Source organism: Rothia sp. HMSC065D02 (assembly GCF_001815285.1).
Lineage (GTDB): Bacteria > Actinomycetota > Actinomycetes > Actinomycetales > Micrococcaceae > Rothia > Rothia dentocariosa.
Genome location: NZ_KV820060.1, coordinates 100,856 through 120,153, shown reverse-complemented (window position 1 = coordinate 120,153; position 19,298 = coordinate 100,856). Strand labels below are relative to the sequence as shown.

Genomic DNA, 19,298 nt, shown 5'->3' with positions numbered 1-19,298 from the left:
ATATACCGCTCTCTACCGGGGTTTATATCCTGCGGTATGTCTGGGTTTGCCGTTCAAATCTCGGATTGAGTATATGCTCACAAACCCCTGTGCCGCCAATGTCTCAGCCACTCGGGTCTCTTGTGAATCATCGTGCTCCATCATAAAGAAACCGCCGGGACGCAAAAGATAGTGAGCCCGAGCGATTACCTCCCGAGGAATTTCCATGCCGTCTTCTCCCCCGCCATAAAGCGCCATTTGCGGGTCATACTCGGCGACTTCAGGAGCCTGGGGTTTGCGGTGAGGAGGAATATATGGAGGGTTTGAAAGCACCAAGTCAAAGTATCCGGGCAGATCTTCAAGCGAGGTACGAATATCGCCCGGAATAAGGTGTACGTTCTGAGGATCAAGATTCTTGCGTGCCCAGAGGAGAGCCTGCTCGGAAAGTTCAACCGCAAAAACTTCTGCTTGAGGATTCTCTTCTTTAATCGCTGCGGCGATTGCCCCGGATCCCGTGCATAAATCCACGACGCGAGGGCGAGCGTTAGACTCGTATGACGCCAAGACCCGCAGAGCTTCCTCCACTAGAAGCTCAGTTTCAGGACGGGGAATAAAAACACCCGGACCTACCTTTATCTCCAGGTGATAAAAAGGTGCGACCCCCGTAATATGCTGCAACGGAACGCGCTGAGCTCTACACTCTAGCAGTTCCGTATAGCGTACTGAATCTTGTGGGGTAATCCTACGCCCCATCAGGGCGAACCGCTGCACGTCCGCACGAGTTACTGAGGATTCCCCATAGCTACCGCGCTTAATGCCTTGAGAGCCAGTACCTAACAGATATGCGGCAAGAAGTTCGGCATCTGCTCGGTATTGTTCTATCCCGGCGTGACGCAGTACATCAGCACCGCGGCGCAAGGCTTCATCAAGCCCTTCGCCGCGGTGTGCTGTTGGGGTGACCCGTAATCCTGTCACTTCTGCGTTGCCTCGGATTATTCCTGCTCTTGGCCAACCTGTTCCAGTCGGTGAGCCTCATCCATTTCGATGGCAGACTGCACGACTGGATCAAGGTCGCCGTCCAAAACCGCGTCTAAGTTATATGCTTTGTATCCGGTACGATGGTCGGCAATACGGTTCTCGGGGAAGTTGTAGGTACGTATGCGTTCCGAACGGTCCATCGTGCGCACCTGAGAGGCACGATGCGCGGCGTTCTCAGCGTCGATCTGCTCCTGCTGATGCGCCAGCAAACGGGCACGCAGCACGCGCATTGCAGCTTCGCGGTTCTGCAGCTGTGATTTCTCATTCTGCATAGCCACAACAATGCCCGTAGGAAGGTGAGTAATACGCACGGCAGAGTCGGTTGTATTCACAGACTGTCCACCGGGACCGGAAGAACGGTAAACATCAATCTTCAGGTCGTTCTGACTGATCTCGATCTCTTCGGGTTCATCAACCTCAGGAAATACGAGCACGCCCGCAGCCGACGTGTGAATGCGCCCCTGTGATTCAGTCGCGGGAACACGCTGAACTCGGTGCACGCCGCCTTCATATTTCATGTGTGCCCATACGCCTTCGGCAGGTTCGTTGGAGGTTCCCTTGATTGCTATCTGGGCATCCTTGTACCCACCCACATCGGTACTGGTGGAGGAAATAACCTCAGTCTTCCAGCCCTTATGCTCGGCATAACGCAGATACATGCGCAAAAGGTCACCCGCGAAGAGAGCCGCCTCATCACCGCCCGCGCCCGCTTTGACCTCAAGAATAACGTTGCGACCATCATCAGGATCACGAGGGATCAAAAGACGGCGTAGCCTCTCTTGGGCTTCTTCAAGCTCGGCCTCAAGAGTAGGAATCTCAGCCGCAAACTCAGGGTCTTCTGAGGCCATTTCACGCGCCGCTTCTAAGTCATCCGCCAAGGACTTGTATTTGTTATATGCGGTCACGATACCGGTGAGTTCCGCATAACGCCGCCCCACGCGGCGAGCCTTCCCCTGATTTGCCTGAACGGCGGGGTCAGCCAGCTGCTCCTGAAGCTCAGTGTGCTCGTCAAGGAGCACCTGGATAGACTCAAACATTTTTGCTCTCTTACCTTTGTATACGCGCCGATTTTCGGGACTCGCGTATATCTTCACTTCATTATTACAGGGTCTAGGCACCGCACACCCCGTACCGCACAATCTTTTGGGCGGTACGGGGCGAACAATGCTGTGCGATAACCGCTACGAGACGGTTACCTTGCTAATCCACAAGGCGCAGCCCATTCTTCTGAACGGTCAGCAAGAATTCAACGTTGCTCTCAGTCTTCCGAAGCTGGTTCGTAAGAATATTTAGAGCCTGCTCGGGTTCCATACCGGCCAGAGCACGGCGCAGACCCCACATAATCTTAACTTCGTCCGGAGAGAGCAGATTCTCTTCGCGGCGTGTGCCGGAGGCGTTAATATCCACCGCCGGGAAAATACGCTTATCCGCGAGCTGACGTGACAGACGCAGTTCCATATTACCGGTGCCCTTGAACTCTTCGAAGATAACTTCATCCATCTTCGAGCCGGTCTCTACCAGAGCCGTCGCCAGAATAGTAAGCGAGCCACCTTCTTCGATGTTACGAGCGGCACCGAAGAATTTCTTCGGCGGGTACAGAGCGGCAGAATCGACACCGCCGGACAGAATACGGCCGGAGGCAGGAGCCGCAAGGTTGTAGGCACGCCCCAGACGAGTCATGGAATCCAGCAGCACGACCACATCGTAACCCAGCTCAACCATGCGCTTAGCTCGTTCGATAGCCAACTCAGCAACGGTGGTGTGATCCTCAGCAGGACGGTCGAAGGTTGAAGCTATAACCTCGCCGGAGACCGTGCGCTGCATGTCGGTTACTTCTTCAGGGCGTTCATCCACCAAAACCATCATGAGGTAAACCTCAGGGTTGTTGGCAGTAATAGCGTTCGCGATCGATTGCAGCATAAGGGTTTTACCGGCCTTTGGCGGCGAAACGATCAGACCGCGCTGACCTTTACCGATCGGAGATACCAAATCAACAACACGGGTACCCAGTTTCTTCGGGGTAGTCTCTAGGCGCAGACGTTCCTTGGGATACAGCGGGGTAAGTTTCGAGAACTCACGACGGCTGGAAGCTTCTTCCACAGGCTGCCCGTTAATAGCCTCTACCTTCACAAGCGCGTTGAAACGCTGGCGCGAGTTTTGTTCTCCCTCGCGCGGCACGCGAATAGCGCCCAGAATATGGTCACCCTTACGCATGTGGTAACGCTTAACCTGAGCCAGGGATACATAGACATCGTTCGGACCGGGCAGATAGCCGGAGGTACGCACAAAAGCATAATTATCGAGGATATCGAGGACACCGGAAATAGGTGCCAGTACGTCGTCCTCATTCACCTGAGGCTCATCGGAGTCCCCACGACGGTTACGACGATCATTCTTTTCATAGCGGTCACGCTTATTGCGGCGGCTAGTGCGCTCCTCACGATTCTGATTCTGTTTTTCGAATCGTTGATCGTTTTTCTCGGAACGCTCATTCTTCTCAGAACGGTCACGCTTGTTACGGCGGCTAGTGCGCTCTTCGGCCTCTTCTTCGCCCTTACGACGGTTATTCCGATCGCGTGTGCGTGTACGTTTAGTCGGCTTCTCAGGTTCAGAACCGAAAGTCATATCCAGAGCCGCCGTAATGGAGTCCAGGGTAGTAGAGCCGTCCGAAGTTGTGGCTTTCAAATCGGCGGAATTCTCGGGAAGATCACGTTGTGCAGAACGCGAACCGATGCTTTCAGAAGCCAGTTCTGCTTTCACATCTAAGGGAGGCAAATCCGCATTCTTACCCTCTTGGGGACCGCGACCGTTCTTAGCTTCACGGTCTTTCCGAGATCGTGAATTTCGAGTGCGGCGAGTGGTACGTTCCTCGTGCTCGAGGGTCTCGGTACTCTCGCCAGATGCTGCTTCTTCGGAAGATTTCTTTGTTAAGGAAGCCTCATCAGGTTTAGCGGCTTCTTCAGAAGCTGCCTTAGCGGCCTTGCGACTACGCGCGCGCTTCTGTGCCGGAGTCTCATCCTGCGCTTGAGAATCTTGCGACTTTGAGCGGGTGTTTTTAGAAGTTTTCGTGCTTTCTTGAGTCGAGGCAGCCTCGGCACCTTCGGTGGTGCCGCCGCGCTGATGCAGGGTTAACGCTTCCACAAGCTCAGCCTTCTTCATTTTCAGGTATCCACGAATACCGAGCTGCTGAGCGAGAGTACGAAGCTGTGCGACCTTCAAGCCGCTGAATTCGGAGAAAGCGTCACCGGAACCGGTGCCATTATCCTCGATCACGACAATGTTCTTTGCCAAACGATTTATCCTTTTAGTCAGGGACACCCAGAAAATCCTCTCAGAATTGAGGATCGGGTTTTTCTCATCATGCGTACAGTGTAGAAACTACATACCGCATACTGTGCGGTATCGCGCTACGCTGTATTGCCTCATATATATCCGAGGCACTCACTTTCGAACCGTCGTTACGTGAGGTCAAGAAACGGCAAAGTCCTTGTGAAGTGAGGCAAAAAAATACATAACCACAGAAAAAATATTTCCTCGCGAGCTCCCCACGGAAGAAGAAGCATACGCGAACACACAAAAAGACGTGGTTCAAAGAAAATACTTTCCATTCCCGGATGTGGCGGTTCTTCGTGCGACCGGGAGATAAAATAAACACGACAAACCATGTCAGGTGAAAAACACCTTACTGTGTAACTATAACACCTTCTGCATCGATTTCAAGGGGCATGACGCGCCATGACAGGCGACGCCCCTCATATTCGCTTCCCTCATGAGTAGCCTCAAACTCAGCGATCGCTCGCTGTGCTGCTGCGACTTCTTCACAGCTACGGGAGAAGGTTAATACGGTAGGCCCGGCCCCCGAAATTACGGCGGGAAGCTGCCGATCACGCAGATAGGCGACCAGCGCCGCACTCGGCTGCATCGCAGGAATACGGTAGCCCTGATGCAGATAGTCCACGGTTGCATCCATAAGATACTCCGGTGCCTGCGAAAGGGCTTGAATCAATAAAGCGGCACGGCCTGAGTTTGCCGCAGCTTGCTCATGCGGAATCTCGGCAGGAATCAGCGAACGCGCAAGTTTTGTAGAAACTTCATAATCGGGCACCGCTACGATAGGTACAACGGCAGAATGAACCGGTACGACCAGCGAGCGCCAGTTCCCCAGTTCGCCCCAGGATATTGACAGTGAACCATGCACCGAAGGCGCCACATTATCGGGGTGTCCTTCAAGGTCTGAAGCTACTTGAAGAATCTGGTCACGACTCAATTGAGTGTGCTCGGGAAGCAACCCGGAAGCCGCCGCAACGCCCGCAACAATAGCGGAGGCAGATGAGCCCATGCCCCGTGAATGCGGAATACGATTGTGTGCCGTCAGCCTGAGGGCCGGGAAATCATGAAGTCCGACCTTCTCAAAAGTGGAACGCATCGCCTGAATCACCAGATGGGTTTCATCGCGCGGTACGGCCTCGCTGCCCTCGCCTGAAAGCTCAAACTCTAAACCTTCAGAAATACGCTCAACCCTGAGTTCATCATAAAACCCTAAAGCCACCCCTAAGGTATCGTAGCCGGGCCCGAGGTTAGCACTTGATGCCGGGACCTTGACGGTGACGGTTTTACCGACAGGAATATCTGCGCATGTGATAGGGGTATCGGAATTCGACATGGAAACCTCGGGTGCATGTGGACGTTAGGAGCGCATACCGTGCTGTTTAAGCGGTGGAACAACACTAATGTCACTTACTTTACGAGAATTTATCCTAGCATTGAGCGGGTTACGGACAGAATAAGACGCCCTTGCCCAAGAAAATTTTCTCGGACAAGGGCGCATCGACCTATCGGTTAACAGGCTATAGGGTGGTTAGTTCAGGTCAAGAATATCTGCCACAGCCACAACATCGAAGGCTGCCTTAGTCGGTTCAACCTTCGCGCCGTTGACCGGTTCCAGCGCCCATTGCGGATCCTTCAAACCATGACCTGTCACCGTAATGACAATGGTCTTGCCTTCGGGAGCCTCACCAGCGCGATGTTTCTTGAGCAGACCCGCAACACCAGCGGCTGAAGCGGGCTCAACGAAAACGCCCTCGCGGGAAGAGAGCCAGCGGTGCGCCTCAAGAATCTCCTCATCGGTGACAGCTTCAATCACGCCGCCGGATTCGTCACGTGCCGCCTCAGCTTTCTCCCATGAGGCAGGGTTGCCGATGCGAATTGCGGTCGCAATCGTTTCGGGAGTGTCAATCGGGTGCCCTGCAACAATCGGGGCCGCGCCGGCTGCTTGGAAACCCCACATGATGGGTCGCTTGGTGGCGACCGGCTCTAGGACCTTGCCGTCACGGTTCGTATAGGGTTCTGAATACTCCTTGTATCCCTTCCAATAAGCGGTAATATTGCCCGCGTTACCTACCGGGAGCAGATGGTAATCGGGGGCGTCTCCCAGAGTGTCGACGACCTCAAAAGAACCGGTCTTCTGCCCCTCAATGCGGTAGGGGTTCACCGAGTTCACCAAGAATACTGGGTAATTCTCGCTGAGTTTACGGGCAATTTCGAGGCAGTTATCGAAGTTTCCGTCAATCTGAATAATATCGGCACCGTGGGCGATTGCCTGCGAGAGTTTACCCATCGAAATCTTGCCGTCCGGCACGAGTACCGCGCAACGCATCCCCGCTTGAAGCGCATATGCCGCTGCCGACGCTGAAGTATTACCGGTCGAAGCGCACACAACAGCCTTCGCACCTTCGCGTTTAGCGGCGGTAATAGCGCTCGTCATGCCACGGTCTTTGAAAGATCCGGTGGGGTTCATCCCCTCGAATTTGAGGTATACCGTATTGCCAGTCTGCGCTGACAGCGCCGGTGCGTGAATCAGCGGTGTTCCGCCTTCGCCTAGAGTTACCGGTTTTACCTCGTCCCCGAACGGAAGACGGTCGCGGTATTCGTTAATGACGCCCTGCCACACATGTGCCATGGGATTCTCCTACTTTCTGCTGATGGTTTTACTCGCGCGGACTTGAGAATTTCCGCGCTGAAATTCTAGTCTTCCTGATCTATTTACCGGACTCGACGCGAATCACGGAAATAATCTCGCGCACAGTATCTAAACCGTCGATCACCGCGATCGCGCGGCGCAGGTCAGAGTCTTTGGCAGAGTGCGTCACCAGGCGAATCTGTGCGGCGCCATCCCGCGGAGTAGATTGACGCAAAGAATCCACCGAAATACCGTGTTCGGCGAAAATACGGGCAATGTTTGCGAGCACGCCCAATTTGTCATCAACCAGCATGCCTACCGAGTAGCGGGAGATAATGTCGCCCAATCCGGTAGCAGGCAGCTGCGCGTAAGAGGACTCGGGCACACCTGGACCACCCAATACCAGACGGCGTGCTAACGACACAAAATCACCCAGAACGGCGGAAGCAGTCGGTGCTCCGCCAGCACCAGGGCCATAGAACATCAGCTCGCCTGCGTTCTGTGCCTGTACAAACACGGCATTAAATGCGCCATGAACACCTGCCAGTGGATGCTGCCGCGGAATAAGCGTAGGAGCCACACGGATATTGACTCCGTCACCATCTCGCTCACAAATGGCCAGGAGTTTAATCACGTAGCCGTCGGCATCTGCGGCGGCAACGTCATCGGCGCTTACGGTGGTAATACCCTCTATGTGAACGTCATCAATGGTGAAATCAGAGTGGAACGCCAATGAGGCTACAATAGCAGCCTTTGATGCGGCATCGTGGCCTTCAACGTCGGCGGTGGGGTCTGCTTCGGCGTAGCCGAGTTCCTGGGCGTCTTTGAGCGCATCGGCAAAAGTTGCGCCGGTGGTATCCATCTGATCCAGAATGTAGTTGGTGGTGCCGTTCATAATGCCCAGCACACGTGTGACTGTATCGCCTGCCAAAGAATCGCGCAGGGGGCGCAAAATCGGAATTGCACCGGCGACCGCCGCCTCATAGGAAAGCTGTGCACCGGACTTATCGGCAGCAGCCTGAAGCTCAACACCGTGCTTTGCCAGGAGCGCTTTATTCCCTGAAACCACCGATTTACCAGATTCTAGAGCACGCAGAATGCGGGTTCGTGCAGGTTCAATACCGCCGGTCAGCTCGATCACCACGTCGGCAGCGTCAATCAAGGCGTCTGCGTCGGTGGTATACAGCCCTGGGTCGGCATCCCAGTGGCGTTTAGCCGCAGTATCACGCACGGCTATACCGATCAGCTCAACAGGTGCCCCTATACGTTCTTTGAGAACCGCGCTATCCTCACTAAAAATACGCGCTACCTGAGAACCAACGTTCCCAGCGCCGAGCAGAGCAACCTTAATGGTGTCAGTCACGTTATCTCCTACATTTTGACCGAGTGGTGAACGCGCCTGTACGAACGGGCGACGTCATCATCAACTGTATCAAGAGAGCGGCGCCTGGACGCGGTCAAGACGCCAACATTACCGCCATTTACGGGGGTGTCGTTATATTACGTGCAGCTTCTTACCCAAACATGCGCCATGCGGTGTCATCATGCGGAAAAGATTCAGTGCCCGTACTAGAAACCCGTGTCTAGAGCAAGCATCTCATCTTCGCTTTGTCGACGAATAATAGGATGCGCCGCCTCCCCCGCCGACGTAGCAATAACCGGCGGACGGCTCAGGTAGTTATAGTTCGACCCCAGCACATAACAGTACGCCCCGGTGGCTGGCACCGCGAGAATATCCCCCGCCTGAAGGTCAGCGGGAAGATAGCAGTACCGCACCACAATATCACCCGATTCGCAGTGTTTACCTACCACACGTGAAAGCACCTGCTCTCCCGCCGGGGCGCGGTTTGCCAGGGTAACCGCATAGTCGGCGTCGTAGAGCACCGGGCGCGCATTATCGCTCATGCCCCCGTCCACCGAGACGTACCGGCGCACTCGAATCTGACCGTGTTCATCCTCAATACTCACGTTTTTAATGGTGCCGACGGTGTAGAGCGTCACCCCTGAGGGGCCTGAAATCGAGCGGCCAGGTTCAAAAGACATATGCGGAATTGTCATGCCAAGACGCTCGCAGGTTGCCGCGACCGCATCCGCAATCGAGACGGTAATCTGCTCAATACTGCGCGGGGTATCGGCCTCGGTATAACCAATACCATAGCCGCCGCCCAGGTCAAGCTCAGGCAGGCTAAGACCGTATTTCTGGTTCACGGCATGCATAAAGGTGAGGGCAGTATCTGCCGCTTGCTCGAAACCCTGAGCCTCAAAAATCTGCGAACCTATATGGCAGTGAATCCCCCGGAATTCCAGGGAATCCATAGCGGTGAGAATACCGGCGGCAAGCATCGCGTAGGATTCATTCTCGGTACTCGTCCAATACTCAAGTTCATCGGCATCTAACCCGGCAAGACGCGCGGTTCCAGGCTGAAGCGACATCCCAAATTTTTGATCTTCATGCGCCGTAGCAATAGATTCGTGGGTGGAGGCATGTACCCCGGGCGTAATCCGAATGAGCACGGGTACCGCCGGATACGGCTCCTGCCCCGCTGCGGTGCGTTCTGTGTTCAGCTCGGCATGCACATCCGCGATGAGTTTAAGCTCGTCAACGGAATCTGCCACCACACGCCCTACCCCGTGTTTGATGGCGCGCGCAATCTCGCCGCGCGACTTGTTATTACCGTGCAGCGCAATATTTTGCCCGGGAACCTGAGCCCGCAGGGCAATCGCCAGTTCCCCTCCCGACGCCGTATCAAGACACAAACCTTCTTCATGCGCCCACCGGGCCACGGACGTGCACAGGAATGACTTTCCCGCGTAGTAGACACTCACCTGCGCGCCATACCGGGCGAAAGCATCCTCGAATGCCTGGCGGTACCCGCGTGCCCTAGCTCGGAATGTATCTTCCGAAAATACGTACTGCGGAGTATCAAACTCTTTGACAAGCTCACTCGCTGCAATGCCGTCAATAGTTAGCTCTCCCCCATGATTACGCTGAAATGAGTCCGTCCAGATGGTACGGTTCAGCTCAGCCGGATGTTCGGGGCAGGTAAGCCATTCGGGGGCGTACAGGGATTGTGCGTCGCTCATGCAGAAGTCCTCGGGTCTTGTGTCACGGTCACAGATTCGTGATCCCATCACCACTATATCGGAACGCCTTGCTGCCACGATGCTGCTCATAGGTGGTGTTCAGATAGCGGATAAACCAATATACAAAAGCCGCGTGCCCCGTCATCGTGTTGGCGGGGTACGCAGCTTCCGGTCGGTTCGGCATTACATACGCTCGGGGGCGGTGACCCCCAGCAGACCCAATCCGTTGGCGAGTACCTGACGTGTTGCATTGTTGAGAAGCAAACGGGTACGGTGCAGATCAGTCACTGGCTCATCGCCCTTCGGAGCCACGCGCGAGAGGCCGTACCAGCTGTGGTAGGCCGCCGCAAGGTTTTCCAGATAACGGCTCACGCGGTGCGGTTCGTAGAATTCCGCTGCGGTACGCACGGTTGCCGGGTATTGCCCCAGCACTGCAAGAAGCTCAGTATCTGCGGGCGTATTCAGAAGCCCTGTGTCCACGCCATCGGCAAGATGCACGCCAGCATCAATGGCGTTACGTTCTACAGCCGCAGTGCGGGCGTGCGCATACTGCACATAGTAGACAGGGTTATCGCTGCTCTTCTGCACCAGCAGATCAAGGTCGATATCAATTGTGCTGTCTACCGAGTAGCGGATAAGTTCGTAGCGTGCCGCATCCACACCCACAGCCTCTACAAGGTCTTCAAGGGTGACGACGTTACCGGCGCGCTTCGACATACGCACGTGTTTGCCGTCCTTGACAAGGTTCACCAGCTGCCCAATCATGACCTCAATCTGCTCGGTCCGGTACCCCAAGATTTGAGCGATAGCCTTGAGCCGTCCCACATAGCCGCTATGGTCTGCACCAAGCATATAGATGGCTATGTCCGCAGGGTTCTCAGGACGAGTCATTTTATTGCGGAAATACGCAATATCTCCAGCAACATAGGCGTGATTACCATCCGATTTAATGACCACCCGGTCTTTATCATCGCCGTAATCGGTGGTGCGCATCCACCACGCGCCCTCGGATTCATAAAGCTGACCATCCTGTTTCATCTGCTCAATGATGCGGTCGGCCTCGCCAGATTCAAATACCGAGTTTTCGTGGAAGAAGACATCAAAGTCGGTACCGAAACGGTGCAGAGACTCTTTAATCTGTGCGAACATAAGCTCGGTTCCGATTTCACGGAAAACTTCTGCGGGGTTTTCGGCGTCGAGCGCGTCTGGGCGTTGGGCGAGAATCTGATCTTTGATATCGGTAATATAGGCGCCCGCATAGCCGTCTTCAGGGGTAGGCTCTCCCTTGGCTGCAGCAAGAAGCGAGTTTACGAACCGATCAATTTGAGTGCCGTGATCGTTGAAGTAGTATTCGCGCACCACATTTGCGCCCTCGGCTTCGAGGATATTGGCGAGCGCATCACCCACGGCCGCCCAGCGGGTTCCACCCAAGTGGATGGGGCCGGTGGGGTTAGCCGAGACGAATTCAAGGTTAATGGTTTTTCCCGCGAATTTATCGCTGGTTCCGTATGTTTTCCCGGCTTCGACGATAGTGGCGGCGAGGGTGCCTGCCGCAGCCGCATCCAGGGTTATATTGAGGAAGCCTGGACCGGCAATATCTACCGTTGAAACTCCCGGAATTGAGGCAATTTTATCGGCAAGAACAGCTGCTACTTCGCGAGGATTCTTGCCAACTTTCTTGGCAAGCTGCAGCGCAATATTAGTCGCCCAGTCACCGTGTTCGCGAGATTTCGGGCGTTCCACGCGCGCGAGGGGAAGCTCTGCGTTATCTGCGAGGGTAAGCTGACCGGATGCGATAGTTTTATCGAGTTCTTGAGCAATTGCTGCTGATAATTCTTCGGGAGTCATAGCTACATATTCTAGCAACATCTGATAGGATATAGAGGTTCGCTTGTGCGCCGTATGCGGCTGAAACGCCTAGTTTCCGGTTGAGGTGCCAAGGCGGTCACCAAAATTTCATATGTCAGCCCTTGTAGCTCAGTGGATAGAGCGCTTGCCTCCGGAGCAAGAAGTCGAAGGTTCGAATCCTTTCAAGGGCACTTTTTTATTGGTCTATCCGCTTCAGCGGGTAGGCTTTATATACACCCAAAAGTCGAAGGTTGCGTTGCGCGCCTTCGGTCGGCTCCTCTGTTCTCGCGCGCTCGAACCTCCTCCCCTCAGCCTTTAATGGCACTTTTTATTGGCTTACCCCTCGTTCTTGATGGGGCACAGGCCATTTTTGTTTAAACCACTGACAATTAGCCCGCTGAGCCATACCATGAAATAACGTGGAGAAACGAAACTATGCAGGAACCTGGGAGGCTAGGATGTCTATAGGCACTTTTGCATTTATTACGATCGCTCTCTTCATGGTGCACGAATTTGAGGAGATCATCTTCGTGCGCCGCTACATCGAGAAGTACTCCAGCGATAACCGGTACCACGACGAAATCTTTATAGCGGGGCAAGACCATTACCCCTCAACCGCAGCTATTGCCGCCATGATCGGTGAGGAATTTATTGTTGCTTGTCTGATCCTTTTTAGCGGGGTCATATTTGATTCCATTGAGACCGTCATAGCTATCTTTATCGCTTATATCCTGCATCTTATCCTTCATATCCGTGAGGCGTTTATCTTTCCTGGATGGGCACCGGGCAGCAGGACCGCAGTATTTACGATGCCGCTTAACGCTATTACCTTATACGCTATCTTTGCTACCCAGCATATCGATTACCTCAAATTAGTTATTTTGACCGTGGTCTTGAGTGCTGTAGTTCTTATTAACCTACAGATGCTTTACCGACTATCGGGAAAGATTGAAACGTTCATTCAGAAGATCGCGTAATACTAGGGTTCCCGGGTTTCTATAGTTAGGCAATAAGCCCCCGCGGCGCTGATAGCTCTCTGCTACAGGAACTTATAGGGCTTCAATTTAGCTAGGATATACACACACTCGCCACGAAAACGGCACGTGTGAGAGTTGCCTTTTATGACATGCTATTTTGCCCCGTGACCTGCGCTTGAGAGAATGTTTCCAATCGTTATCGTCACGGCAGAAGGGGCTCATCATGACCATGCACCAGGTACAGCTCACCGTATGGGGTGAGCCCGAGAATCTGCATTTTACAGAGACTCCTATGCCTTCGCCCCTTCGCGGGCATGTTCTTCTCAAAGTTACCGCCGCTGGTGTTAATCCTATAGACCTTACAACGCGCAAGGGATTGGGCCCTGCGGCATCATTGATTAATCTTGACCAAGAACCCGCCGTTTTAGGATGGGATGTCGCCGGTTTGGTTTGTGAAACGGCGGGCGATTACACGGGATTCCAGCCAGGCGAGAAGGTTTTCGGGCTGGTGCAGTTTCCGCATCCGGGTAAGGCATATGCCGAATACGTTTTGGCTCCTGCCCATCAGCTTGTGCACGCACCTGCAGATATTCCCGATGAGCAGCTGGGTGCCGCTCCCCTGGCAGCCTTGACGGCATACCAGGCACTTTTTGAGGTTGCGAATCTTAGCGCCGGGGAGCGCGTGCTGATCCATGCGGGCGCTGGCGGTGTTGGTCATCTCGCGATTCAGCTTGCCCTCGACGCTGGCGCTACAGTTTACGCTACGGCTTCTGAGAAGAACCGTGATTTTATACAGTCTTTGGGCGCAGAATTTATCGACTATACAACCCAGAATTTCCAACAGATTCTCGGTCCTACCCTTGATGTAGTACTGAATTCTACAGGGGCACAGACCTTCATAGATTCTTTGGATGTGCTGGTTCCGGGCGGTCGAATCGTGACCCTCACAAGCCCCGACCCTTTAGAGACTGCACGCGAGCGCGGGTTTACGGCAGAGTGGCTGACGGTGCATCCCGACCGTTATCAGCTGGGTGAGATTGCTCGACTCATGTCGCTGGGGATCGTGAAAGTTCACGTAGATCAGACTTTCCCGCTAGAGCAGGCAGCGAAAGCTCATGAGCTTGTGGGCTCCCGGCATGTGCGCGGCAAAGTGGTGCTTGTTCCTTAGGAATCTGCGTGTTCTCTAGAAGAAGACGATCCTGAATCTTTATTTATAGGGCTGCCGATGCTCCAGACAATGAGGTGCTGCCAGCATATGGTCCACGTCTCTGTGAAGACGCGCGGCTATGGCGGCATCATAGAGCACGCCGTCGTAGCAGAACTTTTCACGTTCTACGCCCTCAACCACGAACCCCGTATGGCGCGCCACTGCCGCTGACGCCGGGTTATTGGTGCGGTACCCAAGCTCTAAACGACGAACCCGTGGGGACCTTGCGGCTGTAAGAGCTGAGAAATCGTAGCTGATCTTGGCTTGTTCTGCGGGTTTTCCGGGTGATGCAGCGCTATCATTCGACGCGTCTATATTCTGTGCCCAGTCGCACGCCGCACGCACGCATCGACTTGTTATACCAAGCCCACGGGTTTCTGCCGAGATCCAATAGTAAACCCAAGCTCTATCCCAGGTTCCAGAAGGCTGGCGCCCCATACATCTGAAACCTACGCACCCGGCAGCTTGGTTATCAGCTTCCAGACACCATGCTATGTGTTCAGAAGACGGAAGAAGCTCTTCGCAGATGAGAGTTCGCGCATCTTCTACACTACCGAGAGCTGGCATCTGATGTACAAGATCGGGCGTTGCACGGTATATGTCATAGAGTCTTGAGGCGTCATCTTCCCGCCAAGCCCGCAGTTTTATTTTCATGACCTTCCTCCGCGTTTGAGGTTATTAGTATCTGCTCCAAGATTACACAAAACTTCGCCGAAAATACGGCTTTCTTGGGCACCAAATACAGAAGAGTAAACTAGTAACGATATGTCTGAGCAGAAACCTACCGAACACACAGATACTTCTAAGACCACTCGAACCGCGCCCAGTATGGCGAGCATGGCGGCTGCCATTCATGCGGCGCCGGTGCGCGCACCTCAAAAGCCCGCGCGCACATCCCAAACATCCGATGAGAAACCCGGCGATGCTTCCACAGCAGAGCCAAGCTCGAAACGGCGTAATGCCCACAAGAATTCCTCGCGTAAAAATAACGCTTCACGCTCCAAAAACCCGCAAAAACGCGCGCATCACAAGAACCACCGGGACCGGCCCGAACAGCGTCCCTACAACCCGCTGATTCCCGCTGAGATTACCTATCCCGAAGAACTGCCCGTCAGCGAGCGCCGCGAAGACATTAAGACGGCTATTCGTGATCACCAGGTCATCATTGTCGCTGGCGAGACCGGCTCGGGTAAGACCACGCAGTTGCCCAAGATGTGCCTGGAACTCGGTCTTGCTGAAAAAGGCATGATTGGGCACACCCAGCCGCGCCGCCTTGCCGCACGTTCGGTGGCGGAGCGCATCGCCGAAGAACTGGGGCAGAAAATTGGTGAGACCGTGGGTTACCAGGTGCGTTTCACCTCTGAGGTGGGCGAGAACAGCGCTATCAAACTCATGACGGACGGTATTCTGCTCGCCGAAATTCAGCACGATAAGCTGCTGCGCAAGTATTCCACGCTCATTATTGACGAGGCACATGAGCGCAGCCTAAATATTGATTTTATTCTGGGGTATCTGAAGCGGATTCTGCCGAAGCGCCCCGATTTGAAGGTCATTATTACCTCCGCAACCATTGATCCTGAACGATTCGCGAGGCATTTCGCACCGAGTTTCGTGCCAGGTAAGGGTGTGGTAGACGATTCTCTCAGCGATGAGGAACGTGAGCTTGCCGAGCAGATTCTTCCCGATGACGCTCCCCCGATTATTGAAGTTTCGGGGCGCACCTACCCGGTGGAGATTCGCTACCGCCCGCTCGATGGGGACGACTACGCTGATGAAGATGAAGGCGACGAAGACCGTGACCCAACCGATGGAATCCTTGCCGCCGTTGAGGAGTTGTCGAAGGAGGCGCCCGGGGATATCCTGATTTTCTTCTCGGGCGAGCGTGAAATTCGCGATGCTCACGATGCTTTAGAGTCTTTGGTTGCCAAGTCCCCACGTATGAACTATGAGGTTCTGCCGCTGTATGCGCGTCTGTCTCTCGCGGAGCAGCATCGTGTGTTTACGCCGGGGAGTCGGCCGCGCATCGTGCTGGCGACGAACGTTGCGGAAACTTCGCTGACGGTGCCGGGTATCAAGTATGTGATCGATACCGGTACCGCCCGCATTTCGCGGTATTCGGCTCGCACGAAGGTACAGCGCCTGCCGATCGAACGGATTTCGCAGGCAAGCGCGAACCAGCGCTCGGGGCGGTGCGGCCGTGTGAGCGATGGTATTGCAATTCGGCTGTATTCTGAAGAGGATTTCGCGTCGCGCAGCGAGTTTACCGACCCGGAGATTCTGCGCACGAACCTGGCGGCCGTTATTTTGCAGATGATTGCGATCGGCGTGGTGCGTGAGCCCGGCGATATTGCGCGTTTCCCGTTTGTGCAGCCGCCCGCATCACGCGCGATTAATGACGGCGTGAATCTGCTACGTGAGCTTGGGGCGCTTTCTGAAAAACCGGCGCGCACGGATAAAAGGGGGAAGCATCATCGTACTACCTCGACGCTGACCGCTACGGGGCGTGCAATGAGTGCGTTCCCGGTCGATCCGCGCTTGGCACGCATGATTATTGAGGGTTCGCGCCGTGACTGTGCTAAAGAGATGATGGTGCTCGCCGCCGCTTTGACGATTCAGGATCCGCGCGAACGCCCGGCTGAGGTGCGTGGCACTGCCGATGAGATGCATGCCCGTTTCACGGACGATAAATCTGATTTTTCATCGTTCCTGCTGCTGTGGCAGTACATTAATGAGCGCCAGGCTGAGCTTTCCTCTTCGCAGCTGCGAAAGATGTGCCACCGCGAGTTTATTAACTTTTTGCGTATTCGTGAGTGGCAGGATCTTTTCGCCCAGCTGCGTGAGATGGGGCGCACCGCGAATATCCGCGTGTCGAACGGGCGCGATATTGACGCTTCGGGGCGTGAGGTTGAGATTCATAAGAGCCTGCTTTCGGGTCTGCTCTCGCATGTGGGCGCTAAGGAGGAGCGTGAGAAAACCTACGGCAAAGCCCCGCGTGGTCCGCGCGAATATCTGGGGGCACGCGGCACAAAATTCGCTATCTTCCCAGGTTCCGGGCTTTTCAAACAGAACCCTGACTGGGTGCTTTCTGCCGAGCTTGTAGAGACTTCCCGGCTGTGGGCACGCACAAACGCCACGATTGAGCCGCAATGGGTTGAAGAAGTGGGCGGGCACCTGCTGAAGAAGCATTATTCCGAGCCGCATTGGTCGGCAAGCCGAGGTGCCGCCGTGGCGTATACGAAGGGCACACTGTACGGACTGACGATTTATGCTGACCGTCCAGTGCAGTATTCCCGGGTAGATGCCGCCGCTGCACGTGAGATTTTTATTCGTTCCGCCCTGGTGGAGGGCGACTGGCGCACCCAGCACAAGTTCTACAAGCGCAACCTGCGTGCCCTGGCTGAGGTTGAGGAGCTTGAGGCCCGCCTGCGCCGCCGCGATCTGCGAGTGGATGACGCCGTGCTTTTCGATTTCTATAATGCGCGCATCCCCGAGCATGTGACGGACGTTCGTTCCTTCGATAAATGGTGGAAGCACGCACGTTTAGAGAACGATAACCTGCTCGATTTCAACCCGGAAAACCTTATTAATGAGGATGCCGCCGATTATGACGATTCGCAGTTCCCGCGCCAGTGGGTACAGCGTACTGACGGCGGCGAACTCACCCTGGATTTGCGGTACGAATACGCCCCGGGGGCAGGGTTGGGCGGTGCCCGCACGGATGCGGCAAAACGCGACGGAGTGGCGGTTCAGGTACCGATTCTGTTCTTGAACCAGCTGACCCCCGAGCCGTTCCGCTGGCAGATTCCGGGAATGCGCCATGAACTTTTAACGGCACTCATTAAATCGCTTCCGAAGGCGATTCGCCGTAATTTTGTGCCCGCCCCGGATGTTGCACGCATGGCGTTGGAGTCTCTGGAGGCGGACTACTCCCCCGCGACCGACGAGCTTTTGCCTTCGTTCGCACTGGTGCTGCGCCGTCTGCGCGGCGTGGTGGTTGAGCCGGATGCATTCGACTGGAAGTCCGTGCCAGATCATCTGAAGTTCACGTTCCAGGTGCGCGATGCCCGCAATAAGATTCTGGGCGAAAGCAAAGATATTCGTGAACTGCAGCAAAAACTTCACGCGCAGATTCGCTCAGCCCTAGCGGATTCGCTGGGCGCTTCTGAAGATACGGTGGCGAAGATGGCGGCGCTCGCGGGCGGGAACTCCGCACAGAGTGCCACATCGCAGACCGGTTCGGCGCAGCAGGGCGCGCAGGAAAACAGTGCAGGATCGGGCGCAAAACCCGGGAAAACCGCCGCTCAGGGTGCAGGCTCTCAAGATTCTATCCACGAAACCACGGGCCTGACCGACTTTCCTGGCGAGGAGATTCCGCGCAAGGTACAACGCATTATTGCAACCCAGGCGGTCAGCGGATACCCGGCGCTGGTGGACGAAAAAACGAGCGTGGGCATCCGTATTTTCCCCACCGAGGCCGAGCAGGTACATTCGCAGCGGCGCGGTATTATTCGTCTTCTGCAGCTGCAGGTGCACTCACCAGAACGGTACGTGAGCGATCACCTGTCAAATAAAGAGAAGATTGTGTTCACACAGAACCCGCACGGCTCGATTGATGAACTGATTCGGGACTGCACGGTTGCCGCACTCGACAAGCTGGTTCCGCATACGCCCGTTTTCACGCGCGCCGAATACCGCGAGCTGTTCGAGCATGTGCGCGCCGAGCTGATCGATACCGTCTTTGAGGTCACCAAGCTGGTTGCCGAAATCCTCTCAGAGGCGGCGGCGCTGCGCAAAGCCATTAAGAAAGCAACCTCGCTGAGCACCATGCACGCCGTCTCAGACGTGAAGGGGCAGCTCGATAATCTGGTGTACCCCGGATTCGTGGCGAACACCGGGTACGATCAGCTGGTTCACCTGCCGCGCTATCTGAAGGCCGCGCAGATACGCTTGACGAAGCTGGGACCGAACCTGAACCGAGATAATCAGCTCATGCTCACGGTGCAGGATTTGGAGGACTCCTACGATTCTGCCGTCAAGTCGCTGCCCGAGGGGACTCTTATTCCCGATGCGCTCGCCCACGTGAACTGGATGCTTGAGGAACTGCGTGTTAGCTTCTTCGCCCAGGAACTCGGCACGGCGTACACGGTCTCTGAGAAGCGCATCGCCAAGGCTCAGCGCGAGGCGCTGGAACAGGTGAAAAGGTAGG

Annotated in this window: 12 protein-coding genes and 1 tRNA gene; 4 read left to right on the top strand and 9 right to left on the bottom strand. The window is 55.1% G+C overall.

Translation table 11 applies throughout. From position 1 onward, the window contains the following. Positions 1-12 precede the first annotated feature (12 nt). The 8 genes from prmC to argS all read right to left on the bottom strand — a co-directional run bounded on the left by prmC (position 13) and on the right by argS (position 11,908). Complete coding sequence (gene prmC, locus HMPREF3016_RS00575) at positions 13-954, bottom strand: peptide chain release factor N(5)-glutamine methyltransferase (protein WP_070449530.1); 942 nt, start codon at positions 952-954, stop codon at positions 13-15. A 17-nt stretch (positions 955-971) separates the two neighbouring features. After that, the gene (gene prfA / locus HMPREF3016_RS00570; protein ID WP_048754816.1) at positions 972-2,054 is read right to left on the bottom strand and encodes a peptide chain release factor 1; all 1,083 of its coding nucleotides are present in this window, start codon (positions 2,052-2,054) and stop codon (positions 972-974) included. Between the two features lie 163 nt (positions 2,055-2,217). Further along, a complete protein-coding gene (gene rho / locus HMPREF3016_RS00565; protein ID WP_053089336.1) occupies positions 2,218-4,308 on the bottom strand; it encodes a transcription termination factor Rho in 2,091 nt (696 codons plus the stop codon). A 391-nt stretch (positions 4,309-4,699) separates the two neighbouring features. Continuing rightward, entirely contained in the window at positions 4,700-5,680 is a 981-nt protein-coding gene (gene thrB / locus HMPREF3016_RS00560) for a homoserine kinase (RefSeq protein ID WP_048754817.1), read from the bottom strand. Between the two features lie 195 nt (positions 5,681-5,875). Continuing rightward, positions 5,876-6,976 (bottom strand): threonine synthase, encoded by a 1,101-nt coding sequence (gene thrC, locus HMPREF3016_RS00555; RefSeq protein WP_013398873.1) that lies wholly within the window; start codon positions 6,974-6,976, stop codon positions 5,876-5,878. A 79-nt stretch (positions 6,977-7,055) separates the two neighbouring features. Then, positions 7,056-8,339, bottom strand: a complete 1,284-nt coding sequence (locus tag HMPREF3016_RS00550; RefSeq protein ID WP_004004422.1) for a homoserine dehydrogenase — start codon at positions 8,337-8,339, stop codon at positions 7,056-7,058. Positions 8,340-8,545: 206 nt separating this feature from the next. Continuing rightward, entirely contained in the window at positions 8,546-10,060 is a 1,515-nt protein-coding gene (gene lysA, locus HMPREF3016_RS00545) for a diaminopimelate decarboxylase (RefSeq protein WP_070739354.1), read from the bottom strand. Between the two features lie 183 nt (positions 10,061-10,243). Beyond that, positions 10,244-11,908: an arginine--tRNA ligase gene (argS, locus tag HMPREF3016_RS00540; protein WP_210399771.1), complete on the bottom strand. Its 1,665-nt coding sequence runs from the start codon at positions 11,906-11,908 to the stop codon at positions 10,244-10,246. Positions 11,909-12,026: 118 nt separating this feature from the next. On the opposite strand from argS, the gene HMPREF3016_RS00535 reads away from it, so the two are divergent. The 3 genes from HMPREF3016_RS00535 to HMPREF3016_RS00525 all read left to right on the top strand — a co-directional run bounded on the left by HMPREF3016_RS00535 (position 12,027) and on the right by HMPREF3016_RS00525 (position 14,053). Further along, positions 12,027-12,099 (top strand) — tRNA-Arg (locus tag HMPREF3016_RS00535). A 267-nt stretch (positions 12,100-12,366) separates the two neighbouring features. Beyond that, positions 12,367-12,885: an HXXEE domain-containing protein gene (locus HMPREF3016_RS00530; protein WP_070739348.1), complete on the top strand. Its 519-nt coding sequence runs from the start codon at positions 12,367-12,369 to the stop codon at positions 12,883-12,885. Positions 12,886-13,108: 223 nt separating this feature from the next. Then, the gene (locus HMPREF3016_RS00525) at positions 13,109-14,053 is read left to right on the top strand and encodes an NADP-dependent oxidoreductase (RefSeq protein WP_210399770.1); all 945 of its coding nucleotides are present in this window, start codon (positions 13,109-13,111) and stop codon (positions 14,051-14,053) included. Positions 14,054-14,092: 39 nt separating this feature from the next. On the opposite strand, the gene HMPREF3016_RS00520 is transcribed toward HMPREF3016_RS00525, so the two are convergent. Then, positions 14,093-14,746, bottom strand: a complete 654-nt coding sequence (locus HMPREF3016_RS00520; RefSeq protein ID WP_246828397.1) for a GNAT family N-acetyltransferase — start codon at positions 14,744-14,746, stop codon at positions 14,093-14,095. 111 nt (positions 14,747-14,857) lie between these two features. On the opposite strand from HMPREF3016_RS00520, the gene hrpA reads away from it, so the two are divergent. Beyond that, positions 14,858-19,297 carry an ATP-dependent RNA helicase HrpA gene (hrpA, locus tag HMPREF3016_RS00515; RefSeq protein WP_070739345.1) on the top strand — a complete coding sequence of 1,480 codons (4,440 nt, stop codon included), beginning with the start codon at positions 14,858-14,860 and terminating at the stop codon, positions 19,295-19,297. The last annotated feature ends 1 nt before the right edge of the window (position 19,298 follow it).

Excerpts from the sequence above, each read along its gene's own strand:
- HMPREF3016_RS00520 (WP_246828397.1), bottom strand. The coding sequence starts at position 14,746 with ATGAAAATAAAACTGCGGGCTTGGCGGGAAGATGACGCCTCAAGACTC.
- thrB (WP_048754817.1), bottom strand. The coding sequence starts at position 5,680 with ATGTCGAATTCCGATACCCCTATCACATGCGCAGATATTCCTGTCGGT.
- argS (WP_210399771.1), bottom strand. The coding sequence starts at position 11,908 with ATGACTCCCGAAGAATTATCAGCAGCAATTGCTCAAGAACTCGATAAA.
- HMPREF3016_RS00530 (WP_070739348.1), top strand. The coding sequence starts at position 12,367 with ATGTCTATAGGCACTTTTGCATTTATTACGATCGCTCTCTTCATGGTG.
- prfA (WP_048754816.1), bottom strand. The coding sequence starts at position 2,054 with ATGTTTGAGTCTATCCAGGTGCTCCTTGACGAGCACACTGAGCTTCAG.
- hrpA (WP_070739345.1), top strand. The coding sequence starts at position 14,858 with ATGTCTGAGCAGAAACCTACCGAACACACAGATACTTCTAAGACCACT.
- thrC (WP_013398873.1), bottom strand. The coding sequence starts at position 6,976 with ATGGCACATGTGTGGCAGGGCGTCATTAACGAATACCGCGACCGTCTT.
- HMPREF3016_RS00525 (WP_210399770.1), top strand. The coding sequence starts at position 13,109 with ATGACCATGCACCAGGTACAGCTCACCGTATGGGGTGAGCCCGAGAAT.
- lysA (WP_070739354.1), bottom strand. The coding sequence starts at position 10,060 with ATGAGCGACGCACAATCCCTGTACGCCCCCGAATGGCTTACCTGCCCC.